At 59.8% G+C, this 22,855-nt stretch carries 21 protein-coding genes; all 21 read left to right on the top strand.

The window, feature by feature from the left end:
* The first annotated feature begins 50 nt into the window (after positions 1–50).
* The 21 genes from EOM25_01120 to radA all read left to right on the top strand — a co-directional run bounded on the left by EOM25_01120 (position 51) and on the right by radA (position 22,852).
* Positions 51–398, top strand: a complete 348-nt coding sequence (locus EOM25_01120) for a hypothetical protein (protein NCC23789.1) — start codon at positions 51–53, stop codon at positions 396–398.
* 866 nt (positions 399–1,264) lie between these two features.
* The gene (gene lysS, locus EOM25_01115) at positions 1,265–2,863 is read left to right on the top strand and encodes a lysine--tRNA ligase (GenBank protein NCC23788.1); all 1,599 of its coding nucleotides are present in this window, start codon (positions 1,265–1,267) and stop codon (positions 2,861–2,863) included.
* Between the two features lie 56 nt (positions 2,864–2,919).
* Positions 2,920–4,149, top strand: coding sequence for a lipoprotein-releasing ABC transporter permease subunit (locus tag EOM25_01110; protein NCC23787.1), 1,230 nt, complete (start codon positions 2,920–2,922; stop codon positions 4,147–4,149).
* Positions 4,142–4,846, top strand: a complete 705-nt coding sequence (locus tag EOM25_01105; protein ID NCC23786.1) for an ABC transporter ATP-binding protein — start codon at positions 4,142–4,144, stop codon at positions 4,844–4,846. Before EOM25_01110 ends, EOM25_01105 begins: the two co-directional genes overlap by 8 nt.
* Positions 4,847–4,883: 37 nt before the next feature.
* Complete coding sequence (bamA, locus tag EOM25_01100; protein ID NCC23785.1) at positions 4,884–7,568, top strand: outer membrane protein assembly factor BamA; 2,685 nt, start codon at positions 4,884–4,886, stop codon at positions 7,566–7,568.
* Positions 7,569–7,656: 88 nt separating this feature from the next.
* A complete protein-coding gene (locus EOM25_01095) occupies positions 7,657–8,193 on the top strand; it encodes an OmpH family outer membrane protein (GenBank protein ID NCC23784.1) in 537 nt (178 codons plus the stop codon).
* A 2-nt stretch (positions 8,194–8,195) separates the two neighbouring features.
* Positions 8,196–9,233: a UDP-3-O-(3-hydroxymyristoyl)glucosamine N-acyltransferase gene (gene lpxD, locus EOM25_01090; GenBank protein ID NCC23783.1), complete on the top strand. Its 1,038-nt coding sequence runs from the start codon at positions 8,196–8,198 to the stop codon at positions 9,231–9,233.
* Positions 9,230–9,691, top strand: a complete 462-nt coding sequence (fabZ, locus tag EOM25_01085; protein ID NCC23782.1) for a 3-hydroxyacyl-ACP dehydratase FabZ — start codon at positions 9,230–9,232, stop codon at positions 9,689–9,691. Before lpxD ends, fabZ begins: the two co-directional genes overlap by 4 nt.
* A complete protein-coding gene (locus EOM25_01080) occupies positions 9,691–10,500 on the top strand; it encodes an acyl-ACP--UDP-N-acetylglucosamine O-acyltransferase (protein NCC23781.1) in 810 nt (269 codons plus the stop codon). The genes fabZ and EOM25_01080 overlap by 1 nt, the downstream gene beginning before the upstream one ends.
* 10 nt (positions 10,501–10,510) lie before the next feature.
* Positions 10,511–11,350 (top strand): LpxI family protein, encoded by an 840-nt coding sequence (locus EOM25_01075; protein NCC23780.1) that lies wholly within the window; start codon positions 10,511–10,513, stop codon positions 11,348–11,350.
* Positions 11,340–12,644 (top strand): MiaB/RimO family radical SAM methylthiotransferase, encoded by a 1,305-nt coding sequence (locus tag EOM25_01070; protein ID NCC23779.1) that lies wholly within the window; start codon positions 11,340–11,342, stop codon positions 12,642–12,644. Before EOM25_01075 ends, EOM25_01070 begins: the two co-directional genes overlap by 11 nt.
* Entirely contained in the window at positions 12,641–13,186 is a 546-nt protein-coding gene (locus EOM25_01065; protein NCC23778.1) for a DUF4416 family protein, read from the top strand. The genes EOM25_01070 and EOM25_01065 overlap by 4 nt, the downstream gene beginning before the upstream one ends.
* Entirely contained in the window at positions 13,183–14,067 is an 885-nt protein-coding gene (locus tag EOM25_01060; protein ID NCC23777.1) for a YicC family protein, read from the top strand. The genes EOM25_01065 and EOM25_01060 overlap by 4 nt, the downstream gene beginning before the upstream one ends.
* Before the next feature lie 25 nt (positions 14,068–14,092).
* The gene (locus EOM25_01055; GenBank protein NCC23776.1) at positions 14,093–14,371 is read left to right on the top strand and encodes a DUF370 domain-containing protein; all 279 of its coding nucleotides are present in this window, start codon (positions 14,093–14,095) and stop codon (positions 14,369–14,371) included.
* On the top strand, positions 14,343–14,999 hold the full coding sequence (locus tag EOM25_01050; protein ID NCC23775.1) for a guanylate kinase: 657 nt from the start codon (positions 14,343–14,345) through the stop codon (positions 14,997–14,999). Before EOM25_01055 ends, EOM25_01050 begins: the two co-directional genes overlap by 29 nt.
* Positions 14,992–15,663 carry an orotidine-5'-phosphate decarboxylase gene (locus EOM25_01045; protein NCC23774.1) on the top strand — a complete coding sequence of 224 codons (672 nt, stop codon included), beginning with the start codon at positions 14,992–14,994 and terminating at the stop codon, positions 15,661–15,663. Before EOM25_01050 ends, EOM25_01045 begins: the two co-directional genes overlap by 8 nt.
* Positions 15,664–15,736: 73 nt before the next feature.
* A complete protein-coding gene (locus EOM25_01040; protein ID NCC23773.1) occupies positions 15,737–16,525 on the top strand; it encodes a hypothetical protein in 789 nt (262 codons plus the stop codon).
* A gap of 2 nt (positions 16,526–16,527) precedes the next feature.
* On the top strand, positions 16,528–17,373 hold the full coding sequence (locus EOM25_01035) for an HDOD domain-containing protein (GenBank protein NCC23772.1): 846 nt from the start codon (positions 16,528–16,530) through the stop codon (positions 17,371–17,373).
* Positions 17,374–17,440: 67 nt separating this feature from the next.
* The gene (gene recJ, locus EOM25_01030) at positions 17,441–19,135 is read left to right on the top strand and encodes a single-stranded-DNA-specific exonuclease RecJ (GenBank protein ID NCC23771.1); all 1,695 of its coding nucleotides are present in this window, start codon (positions 17,441–17,443) and stop codon (positions 19,133–19,135) included.
* Between the two features lie 11 nt (positions 19,136–19,146).
* Positions 19,147–21,480 carry a cysteine synthase gene (locus EOM25_01025; GenBank protein ID NCC23770.1) on the top strand — a complete coding sequence of 778 codons (2,334 nt, stop codon included), beginning with the start codon at positions 19,147–19,149 and terminating at the stop codon, positions 21,478–21,480.
* A gap of 19 nt (positions 21,481–21,499) precedes the next feature.
* Positions 21,500–22,852 (top strand): DNA repair protein RadA, encoded by a 1,353-nt coding sequence (radA, locus tag EOM25_01020; protein NCC23769.1) that lies wholly within the window; start codon positions 21,500–21,502, stop codon positions 22,850–22,852.
* The last annotated feature ends 3 nt before the right edge of the window (positions 22,853–22,855 follow it).

Here is a 22,855-nt window from a genome sequence, read left to right as displayed (position 1 = left end):
ATAGTTCCTAAAATGAACTTATGCATAATTTGGAAATAAAGGAGGTACCCATGGCCAGCTTTAAGGATTTCAGGAATCATATATTTGACTGGGAGATGACTCCGGAAGATGCTGTGGCTCTTTTTCTGGAGTGGGGCAATTCGGGTTACGGAGGATCATACGAAAACAGAGTCAAGGGCAAGGATGACGAGTCGTTATACTTTGTCGTGGATACTTGGCAGGCTCATCCGACAGTATTTCTTGTGAGAAGAAATTCCGACGGTGCCGAGGAGTTGGCAAAGGTACGGCTGCCTGATGAACTGGCCAAGCCTTTCATGGATTCAGTCGGCCATCAAAAGGGCGTGTACGGAATCAATCCGGAGATCAGGGACTGGCTGGAAGTAAAGATTTACGGATAAAGGAAATTATCTTGGGCCGGTGGCCCGTTGCTTCATAAGGGAAGGACCAGCTGACTGGTCCTTCCCTTTTTTTTAACCTGAAGCGAGGGCGGATCGCCCTCGATCAGAACCCTGAAGGGAGCCAAGGGGCAGGGGTCATGTCCGGGGAGTGGGTTGTCTCCTGTGCAGGAGGCAACATCGTCGGAACATGTGCGGCAATAGGCGGCGATGATCCGGTCAAGGGTTGGCTGACTCGAAGTCAGTCCGGGCCCTTGGCGAATGGGGTGAAGAAGGCAGTCAGTGTCCTCGCAGGACGCAACCAGAGACGCCTGCCCATTCTGGCAAAAAAGGCATTGGTTGCGAACGGCGCGGGCCATTTCCGCTAAACAGGGTGCTTTGCGCTTTCTAGCCATGCCTTGAGCGGGGTTTCCCTTTTCCGCCTCGACCGCAGGCCCGAGCATCGTTCCGCCCCTGGCCGAATGAGCCGAATTTTCCTCCGGACTTTCTCTGGCTAGAGATGACGTTTCGGTACACCCACCACCCTGCCAAAACGAGGAGGATCAGAATGAAGAATCTCGGGAAGAAGATGCAAAAAATGACGATGCCGAGAAGGGCGAGCGGGGGGATACCGCTTTGGCGAACGATCTGGGAAGCGGAACGGATCCAGGCGGAAAGGTCAGTTCTCATGGGTGCCTTACATAATATGCGGTTGAACTGTATGTTTGACCCGGATTGGGCTTTGGGACCGCTCCGACAGCCGTCTTGCTCTGCTTCTCAATCATGACCGGTATTTCGTCAAGCCGCAGAAATGAACGGGGGGAGCGACCGGCCGGAGCGATTCTTGACGCTTTGGGGGAATTCCAATACGCAGTCTGTCTTTGTGTCCAATGGCCGGGTTCTCCCCCTCCACCCGCGAACCGTCGTCCTGTTTTCTGCGGACGTCCCATTTTCCGTACTCGTCGGAGAAACGATTCTTGTCAGTAAAGCAACCACAACCTCAGAGCGAGAACCAAGTCCTGGTTCATCGAAAGGAGAAGGCCGCCTTCATTCAATCCGAGGGCGTACCGCTTTATCCGAACGATTTCAGACCGCTCAACACGATTCGTGAAATTCTGGAGGAAAACAGCCACCTCGACGAGGGTGAACTCGAATCCCAGCAGAAGTCCTTCAGTTTGGCCGGAAGGATCGTGGCCCTTCGATCTTTCGGAAAGGTCACGTTTTTCCATATTCAGGACAGGACGGGCAGAATTCAGTCCTACGCCCAGCGGGACGAATTGGGCGCCGAGCACTACGCCCTTTTCAAAAAATTTGACATCGGCGATATTGTCGGCGTTCAGGGCGGGCTGTTTCGGACCAAAACCGGCGAATTGACCCTCAGGGCAAACTCGGTCCGCCTCATCGCCAAGTCCATGCGTCCCTTGCCAGAGAAATTTCATGGTCTGAAGGATGTGGAAACACGTTACCGGCAACGGTACGTGGATCTAATCGTCAATGAGAAAGCCAGGGATGTCTTTTTGAAGCGCTCGGCCATCACTCGGTCTATGCGGGCCTTCTTCGATGCTCGGGGATTTCTCGAAGTAGAGACCCCGATGATGCAGCCCGTGCCAGGAGGCGCAACGGCCAGACCTTTCGTCACCCATCACAATGCCCTGGACATGACGCTGTACATGCGCATTGCGCCGGAGCTTTACCTGAAGCGGCTCTTGGTGGGCGGGCTCGAAAAGGTCTACGAGATCAACAGAAATTTTCGGAACGAAGGGATCGACACCCAGCACAATCCGGAATTCACCATGGTCGAGTTCTACTGGGCCTATGCGGACTTCAAGGATCTCATGGATTTGACCGAGGAGCTGTTCGCCACATTGGCTCTGGCAGTCACCGGGAGTACGATGGTTCCCTACCAGGGGACGGATATCGACCTTTCGCCTGGCTGGAAGCGACTGACCTTTCACGAGTCTCTGGAGGTGGTCGGCGGCCTGACCCGAGAGGACTACGAGGATTACGGGCGTCTCAAGTCGTTGGTCGAGCGTCTGGGGGAAAAGGCCATGGCCGGAGAAAAGCTCGGTAAGCTCCAGGCCAAGATATTCGACATCCTGGTCGAGCCGAAACTCGTGCAGCCCCATTTCATCTACCACTACCCGACAGAGATTTCGCCTCTGTCCCGCAGAAACGAGGCCAACCCGGAATTGACGGATCGCTTCGAGCTCTTTGTGGCCGGCAAGGAATTGGCTAATGCATTCTCGGAATTGAACGATCCCGCAGATCAGAGGGGCAGATTCGAGGAGCAGATTAGAGAAAAGGAAGCCGGAGACGACGAAGCTCACGCCATGGACGAGGACTACATCCGGGCCTTGGAATACGGCATGCCCCCGGCAGCCGGCGAGGGCATCGGCATCGACCGGCTGACGATGCTGCTTACGGATTCGGCCTCCATTCGTGAGGTCATCCTCTTTCCCCTGCTTCGGCCGGAGGCGGGCAGAGACTAGAAGATCCCGGCCCTCCCGTGAATCGGGAGTGTTGGCCGGGTCAAGAACCCATGCGCATATCCTTCGAGCTGTTCGTCTCCTGCAGATATCTTCTGGCCCGTCGCAAACAGGCCTTCATCTCGGTTATTTCTCTGATTTCGGTCGTGGGCGTGGCTCTGGGTGTGGCCTCGTTGATCGTCGTCCTTGGAGTCATGAACGGGTTCAGCGACAACCTCAGGGACAAGATCCTGGGTGTCAACGCCCATCTGATCGTGGTCAGCATGGAAAAAGGTATCCCCGACTACAGGGATCTTGCCGAAAAATGCCTCCAGGTTCCGAGGATCCTGGCGGCGACGCCCTTTATTTACTCAGAGGTCATGCTCAGCACACCCTCCGGGGTCAAGGGCGTGGTCCTCAGGGGAATCGATCCTAAAACGGCCGGCGATGTTCTGAGCATCGGCCGGGACATGCGGGAGGGGCGCCTAGAGGATCTGGATCTCGAGGGAGAGTTTCCAGGTGTCATCGTCGGGGCCGATCTGGCCAACCGGCTGGGGCTGGGGGTCGGATCCAGGATCAGTGTTTTGGCTCCGAGCGGAAAGGTCAGTTCGGCGGGCTTCACCCCCAAGATCGAATTTTTCACCGTGGTCGGGGTCTTCAAATCCGGGATGTTCGAGTATGACTCGACCCTGGCCTACACGGGCCTTGCGGCCGCCCAGAATCTGCTTGGTTTTGCCGGGGATCTGGTGTCGGGGCTGGAACTTCGGGTGGCCGATGTCTACGCTGTCCAAGAGGTTCAAAAGAATCTGCTGCATGTACTTGGGGGATATCCCCTGTACGGCCGGAACTGGATCGAGATGAACCAAAACCTGTTCTCGGCCCTGGAATTGGAGAAGACGGCCATGGCAGTCATTTTGGTCATGATCGTCCTGGTCGGCTCGTTCAGCATTATCACCACCCTGGTCATGATGGTCATGGAAAAGACTAGGGACATCGCGGTGCTCGTTTCCCTGGGAGCGACGCCGGAGAGAATCCGCAGGATCTTCATGCTCCAGGGGACGACCATCGGAGTCGTGGGGACGGTCGCGGGCTTCATTCTGGGAGTGGGGGTCAGCCTAGCCCTGAAGCGTTACCAGTTCATCAAGCTGCCCTTGGACGTCTATTATCTCGATCATCTTCCGGTCCACCTGCGCTGGACAGACCTTACCCTGATCGGCATCTCGGCCATGGTCCTCTGCTTCCTGGCCACCATCTACCCTGCCCGGCAGGCGGCCAGAATGCAGCCTGCCGACGCTTTGCGCTATGAGTGAACCGCTCTACAGGCTGGAAGGGGTGGGCAAGGACTACCAGGGCCAGGCCGAGACCCTGACGATCCTGAAGTCCGTCGACCTCGAGATCAACCCAGGAGATTCTCTGGCCGTCGTCGGAGCGTCGGGGTCCGGTAAAAGTACATTGTTGCATATTATGGGAACACTGGATACCTCCACTCAAGGCCGGGTCCGATTCGACGGCCGGGATCTTCAGGGACTGGGTCAGACGGACCGGGCCAGGATTCGAAACCGAGAAATCGGATTCGTTTTTCAGTTCCACCATCTACTGTCAGAGTTCAGTACCGAGGAGAACGTGGCCATGCCCGGAATCATCGGGGGAATGGCCCGAGCGAAGGCCTTGAAGCGGGCCAGGGATCTTTTGGCCCTGGTGGGCTTGGAGGGGCGGATCTCGCACCGGGTAAACACCCTGTCCGGAGGAGAGCGGCAACGGGTGGCCATCGCCCGGTCCGTCTTCATGGATCCCAAGGTCCTTTTGGCCGACGAACCCACAGGAAACCTGGACGAGGCAACCGGGGCCCGTGTGGCCGAACTGCTCGTCCGTCTCAACCGGGAACTGTCCATGGCCTTGGTTGTAGTCACCCACAACCGAGAACTGGCCGCCCGAATGAATCGTCACTTGGAACTACATGCCGGAGAACTTCATGAAGTCACCATCAGGCCGGACCTCGTCCATTGAGCGGGTCGCCTATCGGGCGCGGCTCTCGGTCGGGATGATGCGTCTCGATTGCCTGTCGGCGATCGTCATGCTGACCTTTTGGCTGGTCCTCGCTGTTTTTTCGGGGATGAGTCAGGCCGAAAACGGCGAGCCCGGAGCCCCGAGGGTTGCCGTGCTTCCCTTCGAGATCAATGCCTCGCCTGATTTGCAGTATCTGCGGGAGGGACTTCCTGAACTGATCATTCAGGAACTTGTGGAGGCGGGCATTCCGGTGGTTCCCTTTGTCGAAGTCAAAAGGTTGCTCACCGAGCACGATGTGCAATACCTCGACTTGGCCGTTTCCAAGGATATGGCCCTGCTGTCCGGAGCCCAGTACGCTCTGTACGGCAGCTTTAGTCAGGTGGGCGAGTCCTTGAGCATCGACGCCCGCCTCGTGGAGGCCTTTGGCCTCAAGGAACCCAAGGCTCTGTTTGCGGTCCGCAAGGGACTCATCAATCTTTTGCCGGCGGTCAAGGATCTGGCGACGGAGGTCCGCCTTGAGCTTCTGAGGAAGGAGCGCATCGCCGAGATCCGGGTCGAGGGCAACAGGATTTTGGACAAGGACGTCGTCCTCATGCGCCTCAGCATCCAGAAAGGGGACGACTATACTCCGGAGCGCATGAACCAGGAGCTTCGCAGCCTCTATTCCCTGGGCTACTTCGATGACATCCTCATCAAGGCCGAGGACCTCCAGGACGGAAAGCTGGTGACCTTCGAGGTCAGGGAAAAACCGCTCATTCAGGCCATCGGGGTCGAGGGTGCTGAGGCTATTGACTCCGACGACATCCTGAAGGCCATGAGCAGCAAGGCCGGATCGGTCATCAATCCCAAGGTCCTGGCCGACGACATGACCAAGATCCGGGAAATGTATCGCAAGGACGGGTATTACAACGCCAAGGTATCCTACGACCTGGAGCAGACCGACCCCCGGCAGGCAAGGCTGATGATTAAGGTCGACGAGGGCCAGAAGCTCTATATCAAGGAGATCCGGATCGAAGGGGCCGAACGCCTGGATGTGGATGACCTCAGAGATCAGCTGGCCTTAAAGGTCCGGGGCATGTTTTCTTGGCTGACAGGAACCGGGGTCCTCAAAGAGGAGCTTTTGGATCGGGACGCGGCCGCTCTGGAGGCGTATTACGGGAATCGAGGGTTCATGGACGTCAAGGTCGCCCAGCCCGAGGTCCAGTACCATGAGGACGGAATCACGATCGTCTTCAAGGTATCGGAAGGGGCCAGATACCGGGTCGGCGAGGTGACCTTTCGCGGGGATATGCTGGAGAGTCCGGACAGACTCAAACTGGTCACCAAGCTGGACGATCTCGAGTTCGACGCCCAGGGCTGGTTTGATCGCTCCAAGCTCCGGGAGGACCTCCAGGGCCTGGCAGACTATTATGCCGATTTCGGGTACGCCTTTGCCGAGTCCGACGTCGATCTGAGGCGGGACGAAGAGAGTCTGACAATTGATGTGGCCTATATCATGTCCACGGGTCCGAAGATTTATGTCCGCAGGGTCAAGATTCAGGGCAACGAGAAGACCCGTGACAACGTCATCCGCCGGGAGATGCGCCTGGCCGACGGCGACGTGTTCAGGGGATACGGTATCAGGCGCTCCAATCAACGGCTGGTGAAGCTCGACTTTTTTGAGACCGTGAACATTGAGTCCGTGCCCACCCCGGAACCACACGAACTGGACCTGGTGGTTCAGATCAAGGAGAAGACCACGGGCAGGATCAGCGCAGGGGCGGGGTATTCGACCATAGACAAGGTGTTCATCACCGGCGGGGTGGAAGAACGCAACCTGTTCGGCAAGGGTTACTCCCTGACCCTCAGCGGTATGCTCGGGGCGGCGAGCACCAGGTACGACCTGACCTTCTGGAACCCAAGGGTCTACGACACGGAGCTCGGGGCCGGGGCCACGGCCTACATCCGGAATATCGACTATTTCAGCTATGACAAGAAGGCCATAGGCGGCATCGCCAAATTTGCCTATCCGTTGGGTGAGTACACCTATTTGTCCTGGAACTATCGGATCGAGGAATACCGGATTAGCAACATCGACGATGACGCAACTGACTGGATCAAGGACCGTGAAGGGAAGAATCTGGCCAGCGCGGTGTACGCGGCCGTGACCCGGGATACCACAGACCGCAGGCTCAACCCCTCCACGGGCACGATCAACCGGCTCTCCGTGGAGTATGCCGGGGGGTTGGTGGGTGGAGACGACCAGTTCGTCAAGTACATTTACGACAGCAGCTACTATCGGCCCCTGTGGTGGGACACGGTGTTCCACTGGCATGGCCAGGTGGGTTACGTCATGCGCAACGGCGCGGACCAGATCCCGGACTTCGAGCGATTTTACCTGGGAGGCATGGACAGCGTCCGCGGGTACAAGGGCCTGTATATCTCCCCCCGCAACGACGAAGGCACCAGGATTGGAGGCAACAAGGAGTTTTTCACCAATTTCGAATATCTCTTTCCGCTGAACAAGGACATTGGATTGGTCGGCCTTTTGTTTTTCGACGCCGGCCAGAGCTGGGATGACGACGAGTGGGTCAATACCGACCTGTACAAGAGCGTTGGCACTGGGATCAGATGGTATTCACCCCTGGGGCCCCTGCGCCTGGAATTGGGCTATGCCCTAGACCGGGACAACAAGGCCGGGGGCGGGACCAGACTCGAATTTTCGATTGGGCAGTTCTATTGACGATCACACGACCCGCGGATTTTTTGATGGACCACGCGGGCCAAAACGGCGTAACGAAAAGGAGTGAAATGAGATGAAAAGGATATGGATGGCTCTGGCCGTCACGATGATCACGCTCGGGTCTGCTCAGACCTGGGCCGCGGAATTGAAGATCGGGACCATTGATATGCAGCAGGTAATTTCCGTGTCGGAGCCTGGAGTCGAGGCCATGGACGTTCTGCGTGAGAAGTTCGAGGACATGAAGAAGGATATCGACAAGCAGCAGAAGGATCTGGAAGACTTGAGAGAATCGCTGCAGAAGCAGAACCTGGTACTCAGTCAGGAAGCCAAGGAAGACAAAGAACTGGAGTTCAAGCGTCGGGTCCGGGATTTCCAAGACAGTTACCAGGCATACCAGCGCAAGATCAAGCAGGAGGAGGAGAAGCTCAGCAAGCCGGTCATTGAGGAGTTAGCCAAGATCATCGAGGAATTCGGCAGGAAGAACAAATTTACGGCCATTTTCGACTCCAAGGGCAGCGGGCTGCTGTACGCCGATGAATCTGTCGATCTGACCGGGGCCATCGTCGCCGAGTTCAACCGGGTCTGGAGGGCTCAAAAGGGCAAGTCTGGTGGGGCCAAGGAGTAGGCATGCTGCTCTCGGAGATTGCCGACCGCCTGGGCCTTTCCCAGTCCGCCAGAGATCTCGAGATCGTCGGCGTGAACACCCTGGTCGATGCCCGGGACAACGAGCTGAGTTTCTTCGTCAATTCAAAGTATGCTCCCCAGTTGGCCGGGACTAAAGCGGGGGCGGTTCTTATCCATCCTGACCATGCGGACAAAGTGGTCAACCCGCTTGTGAGCATGGACCCCTATGTCGATTTCGCCCGGGCGGTGAAGATGTTTGCCGTGGAGCAGGGACGGTTCAAGGGAATCGATCCGAGAACGGTCATTGATCCCACGGCTCGGGTATCGGTCGAGGCGCATGTGGGGGCGGGAGTCTATATCGGGGCTGAAACCGTGGTCGAGGCCAGGGTCCGGATTTTCCCCGGGGTCTATATCGGAGAGAACTGTATCCTGGGCGAAGATACCCTGATCTATCCCAACGTGACGATCATGGCCGGTACGCGTGTCGGTCGAAGGGTGGTCCTTCATGCCGGGGTTGTCCTCGGGTCCGACGGCTTCGGGTTCGCCCAGGCCCAGACCGGACTGGAGAAGTTTCCCCAGGTGGGAGTCGTGGTCATCGACGACGATGTGGAGATCGGGGCCAACACGACCATTGATCGGGCCGCCTTGGGTCAGACCAGGATCAGTCGGGGAACCAAGATCGACAATTTGGTTCAGATCGGACACAACGTACAGGTTGGGAAGGGCTGTATTCTCGTCTCTCAGGTGGGCATTGCCGGAAGCACCGTGTTGGAGGACAGCGTGGTCCTGGCTGGCCAGGTGGGCGTCGCCGGGCATCTTACCCTGGGACAGGGATGTCGGGTGGGTGCACAGACCGGGGTGAACAGATCTCTGGAGGGGGGCAAGGACTACGGCGCGGGTATTCCGCCCATGGAGCATGGACAATTCCTTCGAACGGCGGCCATTCTTGCCAAATTGCCGGAGCTGGCCCGACGGGTCAGGCAGTTGGAAAAGAAGATGGAAACCCTTCAGACAACAGATGACGGGAAGGAGCGAGCATGAATCGAGATTTGACCGGGGAAATCGTCAGCACCGAGATACTCGAGCTGCTACCTCATCGATATCCGTTTCTCTTGGTGGACCGGATTCTCCGCTATGAATCCCTGAAATACGCCGATGCCATCAAGGCCGTGACGATCAACGAGCCTTTTTTTCAAGGCCATTTTCCGAACTATCCGGTCATGCCCGGAGTACTGATACTAGAGGCCATGGCCCAGACCGGGGCGATTCTTGTCGCCAAGAGCATCCCGAATCTGGCCGCCACAAAACTCTTTCTGTTCACCGGGATCGAAAAGGTTAGGTTTCGAAGGTCGGTTTTTCCCGGAGATGTGATCAATCTGCATGTCGAGCACATGAAACACAAGCTGAACCTCTGGAAGATTCAGGCCGAGGCCAAAGTGGACGGAGGCCTCGTGGCTCAGGGAATACTGACCGCAGCCATCGTGGATCGGGAGGACTGATGAAAACGACGATTCACCCGACGGCCATCGTCCACCCCAAGGCCAAGCTCGGTCAGGGGGTGGTCGTGGGCCCCTTTACTCTGATCGAGGAGGATAGTGAAATCGGCGACCGGACCATGATCGGTTCCCACAGCCTGATCCGTCACCACACGAGGCTCGGGCAAGACAACCAGGTCCACTCTTACGCATCTCTGGGGGACGATCCCCAGGACCTCAAGTATGACGGTGAGGAAACCTGGCTGGTGATCGGGGATCGCAACCGGATCCGGGAGTTCACGACCCTGAACAGGGGTTCAACATCCGGAGCCGGCAAGACCGTGATCGGATCCGACTGTTTTGTCATGGCCTATGCGCATATCGCCCACGATTGCCGTCTGGCGGACGGAGTGGTTCTGGCCAACGGGGCCACCTTGGCAGGGCACGTGCATGTCGGCCAGCGGACCGTGATCGGTGGTCTGGCTGCGGTGCATCAGTATACGCGGATCGGCGACATGGCGTTCATCGGCGGCAAGAGCGCCGTGAGCCAGGACATCCCGCCCTTCATGCTGGCCAACGGGGACCGGGCCAAGCTTCATGGGCCTAATGTGGTCGGTTTGAAGCGGGCCGGATTGACCCGGGAAGAAATTTCAGCCCTCAAAAAGGCCTACCAGACCATCTGGCGGAGCGGTCAGCGCAAGGAGTCGGCCGTGGAGGCCGTGGAGGCCGAATTCGGGAATCTTGGCCCCATAGTCGCCCTGCTCGATTTTTTGCGAACTACCAAGCGGGGGGTGGCCGGACCCGGGAAGCGGGGTGAAGGCGATCCTGAATAGGCTTGAATCCATGACCGGGGCCCGCCGACTCGGCATCGTGGCCGGAGGAGGGCAGTTTCCGGCCATGGTCGCCCGGGCCGGCAAAGACCGGGGGCTGGGCGTGATCGCCGCCGGATTCGTCAGGGAAACCCGGGCAGAACTGGCCGAGGACGTGGATGTCTTCCGGTTTTTTCGTCTCGGCCAACTGGGCCGGATCATCTCTTTCTTCAAGAAACATCGCGTCGAGACCGTGGTTTTTGCCGGACCGGTGAACAAACCCCGAGCTTTGGACATCCGTCCGGATTTCAGGGCGACAAGGCTGCTTCTTCGTCTGGCCGGACGTAGCGACGACAGCATTCTGCGGGCCGTGGCCAGAGAGTTCGAGGGCGAGGGTATGGCCGTGGCCTCGGCCCTGGATATCGTGCCCGAGCTGGCCACCCGCCCCGGAATTTTGACCCAGTTTTCTCCAGGAACCCGGGAAAGGGCCGACGTGATCTACGGTTGGCCCATCGCCAAGGAACTGGGGCGGTTGGACATCGGCCAGTGTCTGGTCGTCCGGGAACGGATGGTCGTGGCCGTGGAGGGCATAGACGGCACGGACGCGACCATCCTTCGGGCCGGAAATTTGGCCGGGCCGGGATGTGTTGTGGTCAAGGTTTTCAAACCCGGACAGGACCACCGTCTGGACATGCCGGCCGTGGGGCTGGGTACCTTGCATCACATGCACCGGGCCGGAGCCACTTGCTTGGCCGTGGAGTCTGGGCGCAGTCTTTTTTTTGACCCGGCCGAGGCTCTGGCCTTCGCCAACGAGGTCGGCATCTCCATCGTCGGGCTCGGAGAGGGAGATGTGACCACATTTCTTGGACCATGAGCCGATGCGTTTCTATATCCACACCCTGGGTTGCAAGATCAACCAATACGAGAGCCAGGCCTTGAGGGAAGCTTGGGCCGGGCTCGGTTGGCATGAGGTTCGTGATCCCGGCAGGGCTGACGTGATCCTAATCAACACCTGCGCGGTCACCGCCCGGGCCGAGGACGAGTCGGCCCGTCTGGTACGCAGCCTGGCGGCCAAAACCACGGCCAAAGTGGTGGCCACAGGGTGTGCTGCTTCCCTGCCAAAAAGGGCCTGGGATGATTTCCGGGTTTTGACCATCCCCCAGGGCCGCAAGGTTGATCTGCTCCGGGGAGTGGATGGGTACGAAGATTCGTCGGATGTGCCGAAGTTCGCAGACACGTTTGCCCCCCTGGCCGTGCAGGGATCAGTCCGGGCCCGGGGCGTGGTTAAGGTCCAGGATGGGTGCTCGCACCGATGCAGCTATTGCATCATTCCGGAAACGCGAGGTCCGTCCCGAAGCCGTCCGGCGTACGAAGTGATCGACGAAGTGGATCGGCTCTTTTCGCGGGGCGTTCCGGAGGTCATCCTCAGCGGCATCAATCTCAGACAGTTTGGTATGGATCTTCATCCCAGAATCGATTTTTGGGATCTGGTGGCAGATCTGGGCTCGATGCTCAGTCCGAAATGGGCCGGGCGGGCCAGGATTCGTCTTGGATCGCTGGAGCCGTCGGAACTGGGAGCCAAGGCCCTGGACACCCTTGAGGGCCATACCCTAGTTTGTCCTCACCTGCATATTTCTCTTCAGAGCGCCAGCCCACGCGTACTCAAGGCCATGAATCGGGGACACTACACCGCCGAGACCGTGGGGGATTTCATCCGGAACCTCGAACGGTTCTGGCCCAGTCCGGCAATCGGCGTCGATCTTCTGGTCGGATTTCCGGGCGAAACAGAGGAAGACTTCGCTCGAACCAGGGAATTTTGCCTTTCTTTTCCCGTGACCTATGGGCATGTTTTTCCATTTTCCCCCCGACCCGGGACTCCGGCGGCGACCATGCCGGGGCAGGTTGGGGAGAAAATGAAGAAAGAGCGGGCGAAAATTTTGCGGGAGATCCTGGCCGGACGGAAACAGTCGTTTTTGGAACGGATTTCCTCTTTGCCTCGGATGTGTGTTGTGCCGGAAACCGGGCGCAAGGGGGTCTGCGGCCGATACATGACCTGTGTCCTGCACGAGGGAGAGCGTCCCATGTCCAAGGGGCGCCTTGTCGATGTCCGGCCATGCGGAGTCCATAATGACGCGTGCCTCGTCCGCTGTGATGGAGAAGAGGGATGAGTAGCTTGGCGGACCCGGGACCGGCCAAGATCTGCATGTCGATTCTTTCGTCCGGGATGGACCGGATCTGGACGAAGCTGCAGGAGATCCTCGCGGCCCGGTTTGGAGAAATGGACCATGTTTCCGATCCGTTACCCTTTGACCAGACGACCTACTACGATCGGGAATTGGGGCAGCCTATCCTTCGCCGCCTGGTCTCCTTCCGGCCATTGGTACGGATGGACTCCCTGGTCGAGGTCAAACATTGGACCAACGCCCTGGAGATGGCCTGGAGCCAGGACGGAAAACGGGCCGTCAATCTGGATCCCGGCCTCTTGACCTTGGAGCGTCTAGTTTTGGCCACCGGCAAGAATTTTTCTCACCGCGTTTATCTCGGCAAGGGAGTCTGGGCCGATTTGACCCTCGTCTACGGGCGCGGCGGCTGGATCGTTCAGCCCTGGACTTTTCCCGACTATGCCGGAGCGGTGATCCAGAACGAACTGACCGCCATCAGGGCGGTCTTTGCGGTCCAGGTCAAGGCCTGGGTGAGGAGGAAGGGATGAGCAGAAGCATGACCGGATTCGGCCAGGCCGTGGAGCACTCCCGGTCCTGGTCCATTCGATGGGAGATCAAGAGCGTCAACGGCCGCCATCTCGACGTCAAATGGAAGTTGCCCCAGGCCCTGAACGGACTGCAGGCCGAGCTGGAGACGATCCTGCGGCGGACGGCCAACAGGGGGAGGGTGGACGTCTATCTCGATCTTCAGCTTCTGGACCCCGAACTGGTGGAGATCAGGTTTGACCGAGTCCAAGCCATGGCCATGGTCAAGGGGCTGCGGGAGTTTGCCGGCGAGGCCGGGGAGAGGGCTTGGGAGCCGGACCCGAACGTTTTTTTGAGGATTCCCTCCCTGTGGTCCGAAAGCAGAAAGGAACTCGACCCCGGGCTGCGCAAGGACCTTCTTGACTGGTTCGGGCGAGCCGTGAACGTCTGGGACGAATCCAGGATTCGGGAGGGACAGGCCCTTTTCGAGGACATGGCCGCGAGGATTGAGGCTCTGAAAGGTTTGCTGGTCAAAATTCGATACGGGGCCGAAAACAGTGCCCAGGATCGGTTTGAAGCCATGCGGATCAGGGTCGAGTCCATGCTTGACCGGTTCAAGGTGGAGATGGACGATACCCGTCTGGTTCAGGAACTGGTGATTATTTCGGACAGGGTCGACGTTTCCGAGGAACTAACTAGGCTCGAAGTCCATCTCACGGAAATCGACAGGACCATGAAGGCCGGGGGAGAACTGGGTCGCAGGCTTGATTTCCTGCTTCAAGAGTGCTTTAGAGAGATAAACACATGCGGGAACAAGATTCAGAGTCAGGACGTGGGAGTCATGGTCGTAGAGTTTAAAACCGGTCTGGAGAAGATTCGGGAGCAGGTTCAGAATCTGGAGTAAGATCGAAGACGGGGAAACACCAATCATGGGCATGAAAAACAGTAAACTGCTGAACATCGGATTCGGGAACGCCGCCGTAAGTTCCAGGGTGGTAGCCATCGTCAACCCCAATTCGTCCCCTATGCGCCGACTGCGGGAGGACGCCCGTCAGGATGGGCGGCTCATCGACGCCACCCAGGGACGCAAGACGCGGTCGATCATCGTCATGGACTCCAACCACTGCATTCTCTCGGCCATTCATACCGAGACCATCGCCCAGCGTTTTGAGACCGAGGATGAGAGCCTTGGACCGGATCAAACATAGAGGGATGGCCCTAATCCTCAGTGGGCCTTCGGGGACGGGCAAGAGCACCCTGGTCAAGCGATTGAAGGGGGAGTTTCCGGCCTTCAGATTCTCCATCTCCTGCACGACCAGACTCCCTAGGGCCGGTGAGACAGACGGCGTAGACTACCATTTTTGGGACAGAACGAAGTTCGAGTCTCGGCTGCGATCCGGTTTTTTTGCCGAATGGGCCGAGGTTCACGGCAATCTCTACGGAACCCCTCTTGCCGAGGTTCAGGACATGCTGGCCAATGGTCAGGACGTGATTTTCGACATCGACGTCCAGGGTGCCGGGCAACTGCAAAAGAGCCTCAATCAGGGATGCTACGTCTTTGTTTTTCCTCCATCCAAGGCGGCTTTGGAAGCTCGCCTCTCGGGGCGGGGCACCGACCGGCCCGAAGCCGTTTCCGTCAGGCTCCGGAACGCTGCCCGGGAGATTTCCGGGGCGGGTATCTTCGACCATTGGCTGGTAAACGACGATCTGGACCGGGCTTACGACACACTGCGGGCCGTCTGCCTTGCGGAAAAGACTAGGCCGGTATACGATCCCACACTCATGGACCGAATCCTTGCGGGCTGGGCGACCGGGATGGGAGCGTGTCGTGGCTGAACTTGTGGTGGCTCTGGATCTGACGCCGGACCGAGCCCAGACCGTGGCCCGGTCCCTGCGGGGACTGGTCCCTTGGGTCAAGGTGGGGCTGGAGCTTTTCGTGCGAAGTGGCCCGGATATCGTGGCCGAACTCAAGGTGATGGGCTTCAAGGTGTTTCTGGACTTGAAGTTCCTGGACATTCCCAACACCGTGGCCGGAGCGGTCCGCAGCGGGGCGGCTAGTGGAGCGGACATGCTTACTCTCCATCTCCTGGGGGGGGCTGACATGCTCAGAGCAGCGGTTTCGGCCAGGAACGAGGTAGCAAAGCCAGGGCCTTTGCTCATGGGGGTGACCGTTTTGACCAGCGTCGCGGACCCTGATACGGCCGATTCAGGGAAGGTGGCCGGGTTAGCCCGGGAAGGCCTGCGGATGGGGCTGGACGGATCGGTCTGTTCGGCCCGCGAGGCCCAGAAGGTCAAGGCCCTTTGCGGTCCGGGGCATCTAGTCCTCACTCCGGGGATCAGAAGACCGGGCGACGAGGTCGGAGACCAGGCCCGAACCATGTCTCCGGAGCAGGCCGTCCGAGAGGGATCAGATTTTTTAGTGGTCGGTCGACCCATCATCGGGGCCGATGACCCGGCGCGGGCGGTTCAAGACTTTGTCGAGAGCATGAGAGGCGTTTGATCCGGACATCAGGATCGAGGAGCGACACATGGATCAGGAAGTCGAAAGCGGCGGGACGAACGAGGGCGATGGGCTGGAGGAAAAGCCCCGGGAACTTCTGAGCGGGGTTTTCTCCACCGAGGCTGTGGCCAAGGTCGGGACCGGGACCACGGTCCGCAAGACCGTCCAGAAGACCTATTGGTTCGTCAAAGAGATCGAGGACGGTAACGTCGAGGTTCAGCCCCTGAACGTGAACTACGTGCCTTCGGGCCCTAAACAACTGGTGCCTAAGGATGATTTTCTCGACAAGTTTGCCCCGGAACCCGAGTTCTACACCCAAACCGTGTATCCGAAGATGCGGGAGCTGACCAAGACCATTGCCAAGGCCGACCGCCACAGGACCCGAGGGGAGTCGTTCAGCGCCGAGTTCGAGTACAACAACGCCATCAAGGTGGACGAGGAGAACATCAGGGCCAACTTCGGCCTAGGGCTTACCTATCTCGACCGGGGCGAGACGAACAAGGGCAACGACATCTTCAACCGTCTCGTTCACTTGGATGCGGCCTTCGAGGCCGAGCACAAGCACCTCTTCAACGAGTTCGGCATCAAGCTGCGCAAGAACAAGATGATCGAACAAGCCCTGGAATATTACTCCCGGGCCAGTGAGTTGGCCCCTCACGACGAGAACCTTCATTACAACATGGCCAGGGCCCATTTCGCCCAGGACGACGTTCCCAAGACCATCGACCACCTTCTCCAGGCACTCAAGCTCAACCCGGAGCTGAAGGAAGCCAGACAGTTCGTGGCCTACCTCCAGAAGCACAACCTGGTTCCCAAGGACTACAAGAAGGCTCTCGAGCTTTTGGATCAGGCCAAGGAGTAGCGGTGGATTTTCAGCAGGGGCAGGATTTCCTGGCCGGCCTGTCCGAGGTCCAATCTATTCTGCCCTTTTCCCCAGTCCTGATTAGGGATCTGTTCATCCTGACGGCGGAAGACTCCCTGGGCTCCCTGGCCGACGTGGCCCGGGCCGTGAACCGGGATCCTGGTCTGAGCGCTGCGATTCTGAAGACGGCCAACTCGGCCTACTACGGGTTGCAGTCCCAGATATCGACTCTGGACCGGGCCGTGTCGATTCTGGGGATGAAAGAAATTAGGACCATGGTTTTGTTCGTGGCCCTGCGCTCCGTAAACAAACGGATCGATCCGAACGATTTCGACCTGGAGAGTTTCTGGCGTCACGGGTTCGCCGTGGCCCTGACGGCCCGAACCGTGGCCAATGTCCTGGAACACCGGGATCCATCCATCATCTACACGGCTGGCCTGCTCCACGACATGGGTAAGCTCTTCACGGTCCTTCTGCGGCCCGATCATTGGCGGGCCATCAACGTTCTGGCGGTCAAGGATGGGGTACCCCTGCTCGAGGCCGAGGAGGCCCACTGGGGCATCGACCACGCCCTGATCGGCGCCTTGGCCCTGCGGAGCTGGAACCTGCCGGACGAGATCACCGAACCCATCAGCTGGCACCACGCCCCGCTCTCGGCTCCGGCCTTTCAGGAGGCGTCTGCAATCCTCTGCTTGGCTGACGGTCTGGTCCTGACCGGGCCGGACGCAGTGGACGACGAACGGCGCATCTTGGCTTCCCTGACTGGCAAGGACCGAACGGACGCGGCCGTGGCCGCGGCGGCAGAGTGTCTGGACGGTGGAGCCTCGGTCCACGGCGTTCTTTTCTAGCCTTCACGTGCCAAACCCCAACCACTTCCCGTATCAGAAAATGACTCGCACATGCACCAAATGGACGATGCGGCCAGAGTCCAGGGCCATGGATGGTCCACAAGCCGACACCTTGGGCATCTCCCCGATCCTGGCCCGGATTCTCTCTCTGCGGGGTTTGACATCGACGGAGGATATCCGTCGTTTTCTCTGCCCGAATCTTTCCCTGCTCAAACCCCTGGAGGAGTGGCCGGGGCTCCTTGAAGGAGCCAGGAGTCTGGCCATGGCCCTGGAAGAGAGAGGGGCACTGGTCGTCTGGGGAGATTATGACGTGGACGGAGTCACGGCCACGGCCCTGGTCAGGGATTTTTGCGCCAGGCGGGGGGTGGTTGCTAAGCATTTCCTGCCCTGCCGGGACGACGGTTACGGGTTGAGCGTCCACGGGATCGAGAATTTGGCCGAGGCCGGGGCCAAGGTTCTGCTGACGGTGGACTGCGGGACCAATGCGTTGGAACCCATCGCTCGGGCCAAGGAACTGGGCCTGTTCGTGGCCGTGACCGACCACCATGCCCCGGGTCCGGAGCTGCCTCCGGCCGACGTCCTCATCAATCCCCTGGTCCTGGACTGGCCATCCAAGTCCCTGGCCGGGGTGGGCGTGGTGTTTTTTCTGGCGGCGGCCCTCAATCGTCTATTGCCGGGACCGGTCGTGGACATGCGTCAATTCCTGGACCTGGTGGCCCTGGGAACCGTGGCCGACGTTGTCAGTCTGAAGGGCCAAAACCGGATTCTGGTCAAGAATGGCCAGCTCCTGCTCAAGGATTCCCCGAGGCCGGGTATCCGGGCCCTGAAGCGGGTTTGCGGCATGGAGACGGACGCATCCGTGGGCACCGGCTCCATCGGCTTCGGCCTGGCCCCGAGGCTCAATGCGGCCGGTCGGCTTGACGATCCGGAAATGGCTCTGGACCTGATCTTGTCCGAAGACGAGGCCGCCGCCGGACGGATGGCCCGGAAGCTCGACGTTCTCAACTCCAATCGCCGGGCCGAGGAGGCTAGGATCCTGGACGAGGCCCGGGTCCAGGCCATGGGGCAGACGGCTCTGGGCCGGGCTGGATTTGTTCTGTACGGCCCGGATTGGCATCAGGGGGTTATCGGCATCGTGGCCTCACGAATCGTGGAGGAGTTCCACGTTCCGACCATTGTCCTGACCGCCAACCACGAGGGTCTCAAGGGCTCTGGCCGCAGCGCAGGCGATTTCGATCTCTTCCAAGGATTGACCAGGTGCTCGGAACTTTTGACAAGATTCGGAGGCCATCGACACGCGGCTGGCTGCAGTCTGCCCCCGGAGCGTCTGGAGGCCTTCGAGGGGCTCTTTTCTGAGGTCGTCCTGGAGCAATTGGGTCGCCGTCCGGGTCCTTCGGAAATCGTTTTGGATATGGCTTTGCCGTTTCAAGACATCACCCCGGTGCTTCTGGATGAGATCGAATTGATGCAGCCCTTTGGTCCGGGCAATCCCCGACCGGTCTTCAGGTCTGGATGGCTGGAGGTCCGGGATTCCAGACTTTTGGGCCGAGACCGCCTGCACCTCGGGTTGACACTGAGGGATCCGGAGTGCGGAACGACCATGCAGGCCCAGTTCTGGAGGGCCGGTCCGGAGTGGACGGCCACAGACCTGAAGGGACATGAACTCCAGGTGGCCTTCTGTCCCCAGAAATCGAACTACGAAGGATTGATGCGGATCCAGTTGACGATCAAGGCCGTTTTGGGCGTCCGGGCGGGGGACTGATCCAGGGAGGAATGGGCGTGGACATTGCTGAAAACGTGCTGGGGGCCATCGGGCGCACTCCGCTGATCAAGATCGGACGGTTGAACCGGAATCCAGACGTGACTCTGACCGCCAAGCTCGAGTCCGCTAATCCCGGCGGATCCATCAAGGATCGGGTGGCCTTGGCCATGATCGAGGCGGCCGAGAAGAGCGGCGAACTCGCACCTGGCAAGACGGTCATCGAGGCCACTTCAGGGAACACGGGTATCGGTCTGGCCATGGTCTGCGCTGTGAAAGGCTATGCCATCACTCTGGTCATGTCCGAGGCGGCCTCGGAGGAGCGCAAGAGCATCCTGAGAGCCTACGGGGCCGAACTCATCCAGACTCCGGCCCGGTTCGGCACGGACGGGGCCATTGAGGAGGCCTATCGTCTGGCTCGGGAGGAACCCGACCGCTACGTGCTCATGGACCAGTACAACAACCCGGCCAGCATCGAAGCCCATTGCCTTGGAACGGCCAGGGAGATTTGGGAGCAGACCGAGGGAAGGGTTAGCTGCGTGGTGGCCTGCCTGGGAACCACGGGCACGGCCATGGGCCTGTGTCGGGGGCTCAAGACTCTGAACCCGGCAGTGAGGGTGGTGGGGGTTGAGCCTTTTGCCGGCCACAAGATTCAGGGACTTAAAAACATGCAGGAGTCCTATCCTCCGGGTATCTACGACCGGAGCGTTCTCGATGAGGTCGTTCACGTCGAGGATGAGCGGGCCTTCGGGTTGTGCCGGGATGCGGCACGCAAGGAAGGGCTGTTTATCGGCATGAGCGGAGGTGCCGCCCTGGCCGGGGCACTGGATGTGGCCGCCGACATGGCCAAAGGCCTTGTGGTGGTCATTCTTCCCGACGCCGGGGACCGCTACCTGAGCACTTCTCTCTACGCGGGCAGGGAGGACGAGGGCCCAGCCCTGGGCGGGCTCGACGAATCCCGGACGGTCCGCCCGTTTTCTTCACGGGACGTCAATGTCCTCTACACCCCTGGACCCAGCCTGGACAGGACCGGCGATCTGGAGTTCTGGCGACGACTGCTTCATCTGGACGTGCTGGCCAGGTATTTGGGCCGTGAGGGTTTCACGGCCCAGACGGCGGTGGGCCTGGCCGATTTCGACGATCGGGCCGTGGCTGCGGCCAGATCTGCCGGACAGACCCGGGAGGTCTTTTGTCACGGGCAAAGGGACCGGATCGCTAAGCTTTGCGGGATTATGGGCGTGGCCTCGAATTCGGCCCTGATTTTCGGAGGCAGCGACGCCGAGGGAATGACAGGGGTCTGCACGGAACTCTTAAACAAGGGTTTGGCCTACGAGAAGCTCAGGTCCCTCTACTACGACGTTCAGCGTGACTCCGGGTACGGTGAGTTGTCCGGAATGGATACGGACAAATTGAGCCCGGGCAAGACCGTCGACCTGGAACGCTACGCCAAGGACGATCCACGGGACTTCACTCTGCTCAAGCGGGCCACTCTCCAGGATTTGAAAGAGGGCACGGTCTTTAAGACGAAATGGGGCAATGTTCGCCCGTCCTGGCATCTGCAGATGGCCTGGGCCGGGCTTTTGGCCCCGAAGCGGATACGGCTCTTCATGGCCGGGTCTGATCAGGTCTTTCCCCATATCGAAAATGTTGGGGGCATCTGGCGGGCCCTGGGCTTGGTTCCGGGGTGTTGGTGCGCCAGCGGTCCGGTGCGGGGCGGATCCGATCAGGACTCGGGCCTAGACGGTCTACTGGCCCAGGGATGGTCCGCCCATGCGCTGCGGATGTGGCTTTTGTCGGCAGCCTGGAGGCGGAGCCTCGACGCCGGAGACGAAACCTTGGCCATGTGGGCCAAAAACCAGAAGCGGGTCCAGGAGACGGCGGCCATGCTTCGGGCCTGTTCCGGTCATGAAGAGGCTGGGGCCGTGGAATTTCGTGAAGAGGCCGGAGCTGAAGTCAGGCAGGCCGCGTTCGATCTGCATCGGTCCTTCCGTCAGACCCTGGATGCGGACCTGGGGATCTTCAAGTTCTGGCCGGCCCTGTTCGAGTTCTGCCGGGAGATCAACCGCCTATCCGCAGGCCGGGCCGGGTGGAACCGGGAGGCCCGGATCTGTCTGGATGCCCTCTTCCAGGTGGACGAGGTCCTCGGAATTTTGGACAGAAGGGCCCTGCCCTTAGTCTGGACCGACGTCCCGGCCGAGGTCCGGGATCTGGTGGTTCGGCGGGGCTTTTTGCGGGAGAGCAGGGATTTTTCGGGTGCCGACGGCCTTCGGGCAGAAATTGAAGGCCTGGGTTTCAGACTCGAGGACGGCCCGGCCGGGCCGAGAATTTTTGGGCCGTCCTTGTTCTGAAGGGCGACAGGGAGCGGACATGGGCAAGACCCGCGAAGAAGGACGGGAAAAGGAATGGTATGTATGCTCGGCCTGCGGCCAAGGAACGTCCCGCTGGCAGGGCCAGTGCAAGGCCTGCGGCGAGTGGAATACCCTGGCCAGGGAGCTTGGAGTCGCCGGTCCGGCAGGAGGGCAGGAGGGCCGTTCGAGCGGGGCCATACTTTTGGAGGAGGCCCTCGACCCTGAAAGCGAGGCCATTTCGACCCGGATGTCGGGCCTGGACGCTGTGCTGGGGCGTGGACTGGAACCTGGTGCGGCCATTCTTCTCAGCGGGGAGCCGGGTATCGGGAAATCGACCCTGCTTTTGCAACTGGCTTACGCTCTGGCCAGGGGGCAGGGACGGGCGGCCTATGTCTCCGGAGAGGAATCCCTGGCGCAACTGCGCGGCCGGGCCGACCGCTTAGGCCTTCTGGGGCCAGGGTTGACGGCCTTGGCCACGAACAGGCTGGACGAGGCTCTGCAGCTTATGGACCAGAATCCGGGTCTCGATCTTCTGATTCTGGATTCGGTCCAGACCATGACCTCGTCCCAGGCTCCGGGTTTGCCGGGGAGCGTCGGCCAGGTCCGGTCCGTGGCCGTGCAGGCTATCGACAAGGCCAAGGAGACCGGCACGGCCGTTGTCCTCGTGGGCCATGTGACCAAGGACGGCCAGATCGCCGGACCCAAGATTCTGGAGCACATGGTGGACACGGTCCTCTATCTGGAAGGGGATCGCCAGCATCTCTACCGGCTGTTGCGGGTGATCAAGAACCGGTTCGGACCCTCGGACGAGCTTCTGGTCCTGGAGATGGCCAAAGAAGGGCTTAAAATAGTGGACGACCCGGCGACATTCTTTCTCCAGGCCCGGGATCCTGGCCTGAGCGGCACGGCTCTGGTCATGGCCGCCGAGGGGCACAGAACCTTCGCCGTGGAGGTTCAGGCCCTGGCGTGCAAATCCTACCTGGCCTTTCCCCGCCGGACGGCAGTGGGCCTGGAGGCCAATCGCCTAAACCTCATCCTGGCGGTGATGGAAAAACGGCTTAAGCTCAATTTGTCCCAGATGGACATCTACGTGAAGATCGGCGGGGGACTCAAGCTGACCGATCCAGGCCTGGATCTTGGTCTGGCCGTGGCCATTCTGTCGTCCATTCGGGACCGGGCCCTGCCCGAGGGAGCGGTGTTCTGGGGGGAAGTGGATCTAAACGGGCAGGTCCGTCCGGTGTTCAGCCATGCCCTTCGGCTTCGTCAGGCCGGGAGACTTGGCTACACCCCTGTTTTTCATCCCAAGGCCGGGCAACAGGATCAGGCGGGGTGGACCAGAATCGGCGACGTCAGTCGCTGTCTGTTCGGCTGAGGT

Source organism: Deltaproteobacteria bacterium, assembly GCA_009929795.1.
GTDB lineage: Bacteria > Desulfobacterota > Desulfovibrionia > Desulfovibrionales > Desulfomicrobiaceae > RZZR01.
The sequence above is the reverse complement of the archived record's forward strand: the minus strand, read 5'-3'. Positions and strand labels throughout refer to the sequence as shown.

What these genes read in the sequence shown, in the direction of transcription:
- EOM25_01120 (NCC23789.1), top strand. Translation starts at nt 51, where the DNA reads ATGGCCAGCTTTAAGGATTTCAGGAATCATATATTTGACTGGGAGATG.
- recJ (NCC23771.1), top strand. Translation starts at nt 17,441, where the DNA reads ATGCGGCCAGAGTCCAGGGCCATGGATGGTCCACAAGCCGACACCTTG.
- EOM25_01075 (NCC23780.1), top strand. Translation starts at nt 10,511, where the DNA reads ATGACCGGGGCCCGCCGACTCGGCATCGTGGCCGGAGGAGGGCAGTTT.
- lpxD (NCC23783.1), top strand. Translation starts at nt 8,196, where the DNA reads ATGCTGCTCTCGGAGATTGCCGACCGCCTGGGCCTTTCCCAGTCCGCC.
- EOM25_01105 (NCC23786.1), top strand. Translation starts at nt 4,142, where the DNA reads ATGAGTGAACCGCTCTACAGGCTGGAAGGGGTGGGCAAGGACTACCAG.
- fabZ (NCC23782.1), top strand. Translation starts at nt 9,230, where the DNA reads ATGAATCGAGATTTGACCGGGGAAATCGTCAGCACCGAGATACTCGAG.
- radA (NCC23769.1), top strand. Translation starts at nt 21,500, where the DNA reads ATGGGCAAGACCCGCGAAGAAGGACGGGAAAAGGAATGGTATGTATGC.
- lysS (NCC23788.1), top strand. Translation starts at nt 1,265, where the DNA reads ATGGCCGGGTTCTCCCCCTCCACCCGCGAACCGTCGTCCTGTTTTCTG.
- EOM25_01055 (NCC23776.1), top strand. Translation starts at nt 14,093, where the DNA reads ATGGGCATGAAAAACAGTAAACTGCTGAACATCGGATTCGGGAACGCC.
- EOM25_01095 (NCC23784.1), top strand. Translation starts at nt 7,657, where the DNA reads ATGGCTCTGGCCGTCACGATGATCACGCTCGGGTCTGCTCAGACCTGG.
- bamA (NCC23785.1), top strand. Translation starts at nt 4,884, where the DNA reads ATGCGTCTCGATTGCCTGTCGGCGATCGTCATGCTGACCTTTTGGCTG.
- EOM25_01050 (NCC23775.1), top strand. Translation starts at nt 14,343, where the DNA reads ATGAGAGCCTTGGACCGGATCAAACATAGAGGGATGGCCCTAATCCTC.
- EOM25_01080 (NCC23781.1), top strand. Translation starts at nt 9,691, where the DNA reads ATGAAAACGACGATTCACCCGACGGCCATCGTCCACCCCAAGGCCAAG.
- EOM25_01060 (NCC23777.1), top strand. Translation starts at nt 13,183, where the DNA reads ATGAGCAGAAGCATGACCGGATTCGGCCAGGCCGTGGAGCACTCCCGG.
- EOM25_01025 (NCC23770.1), top strand. Translation starts at nt 19,147, where the DNA reads ATGGGCGTGGACATTGCTGAAAACGTGCTGGGGGCCATCGGGCGCACT.
- EOM25_01065 (NCC23778.1), top strand. Translation starts at nt 12,641, where the DNA reads ATGAGTAGCTTGGCGGACCCGGGACCGGCCAAGATCTGCATGTCGATT.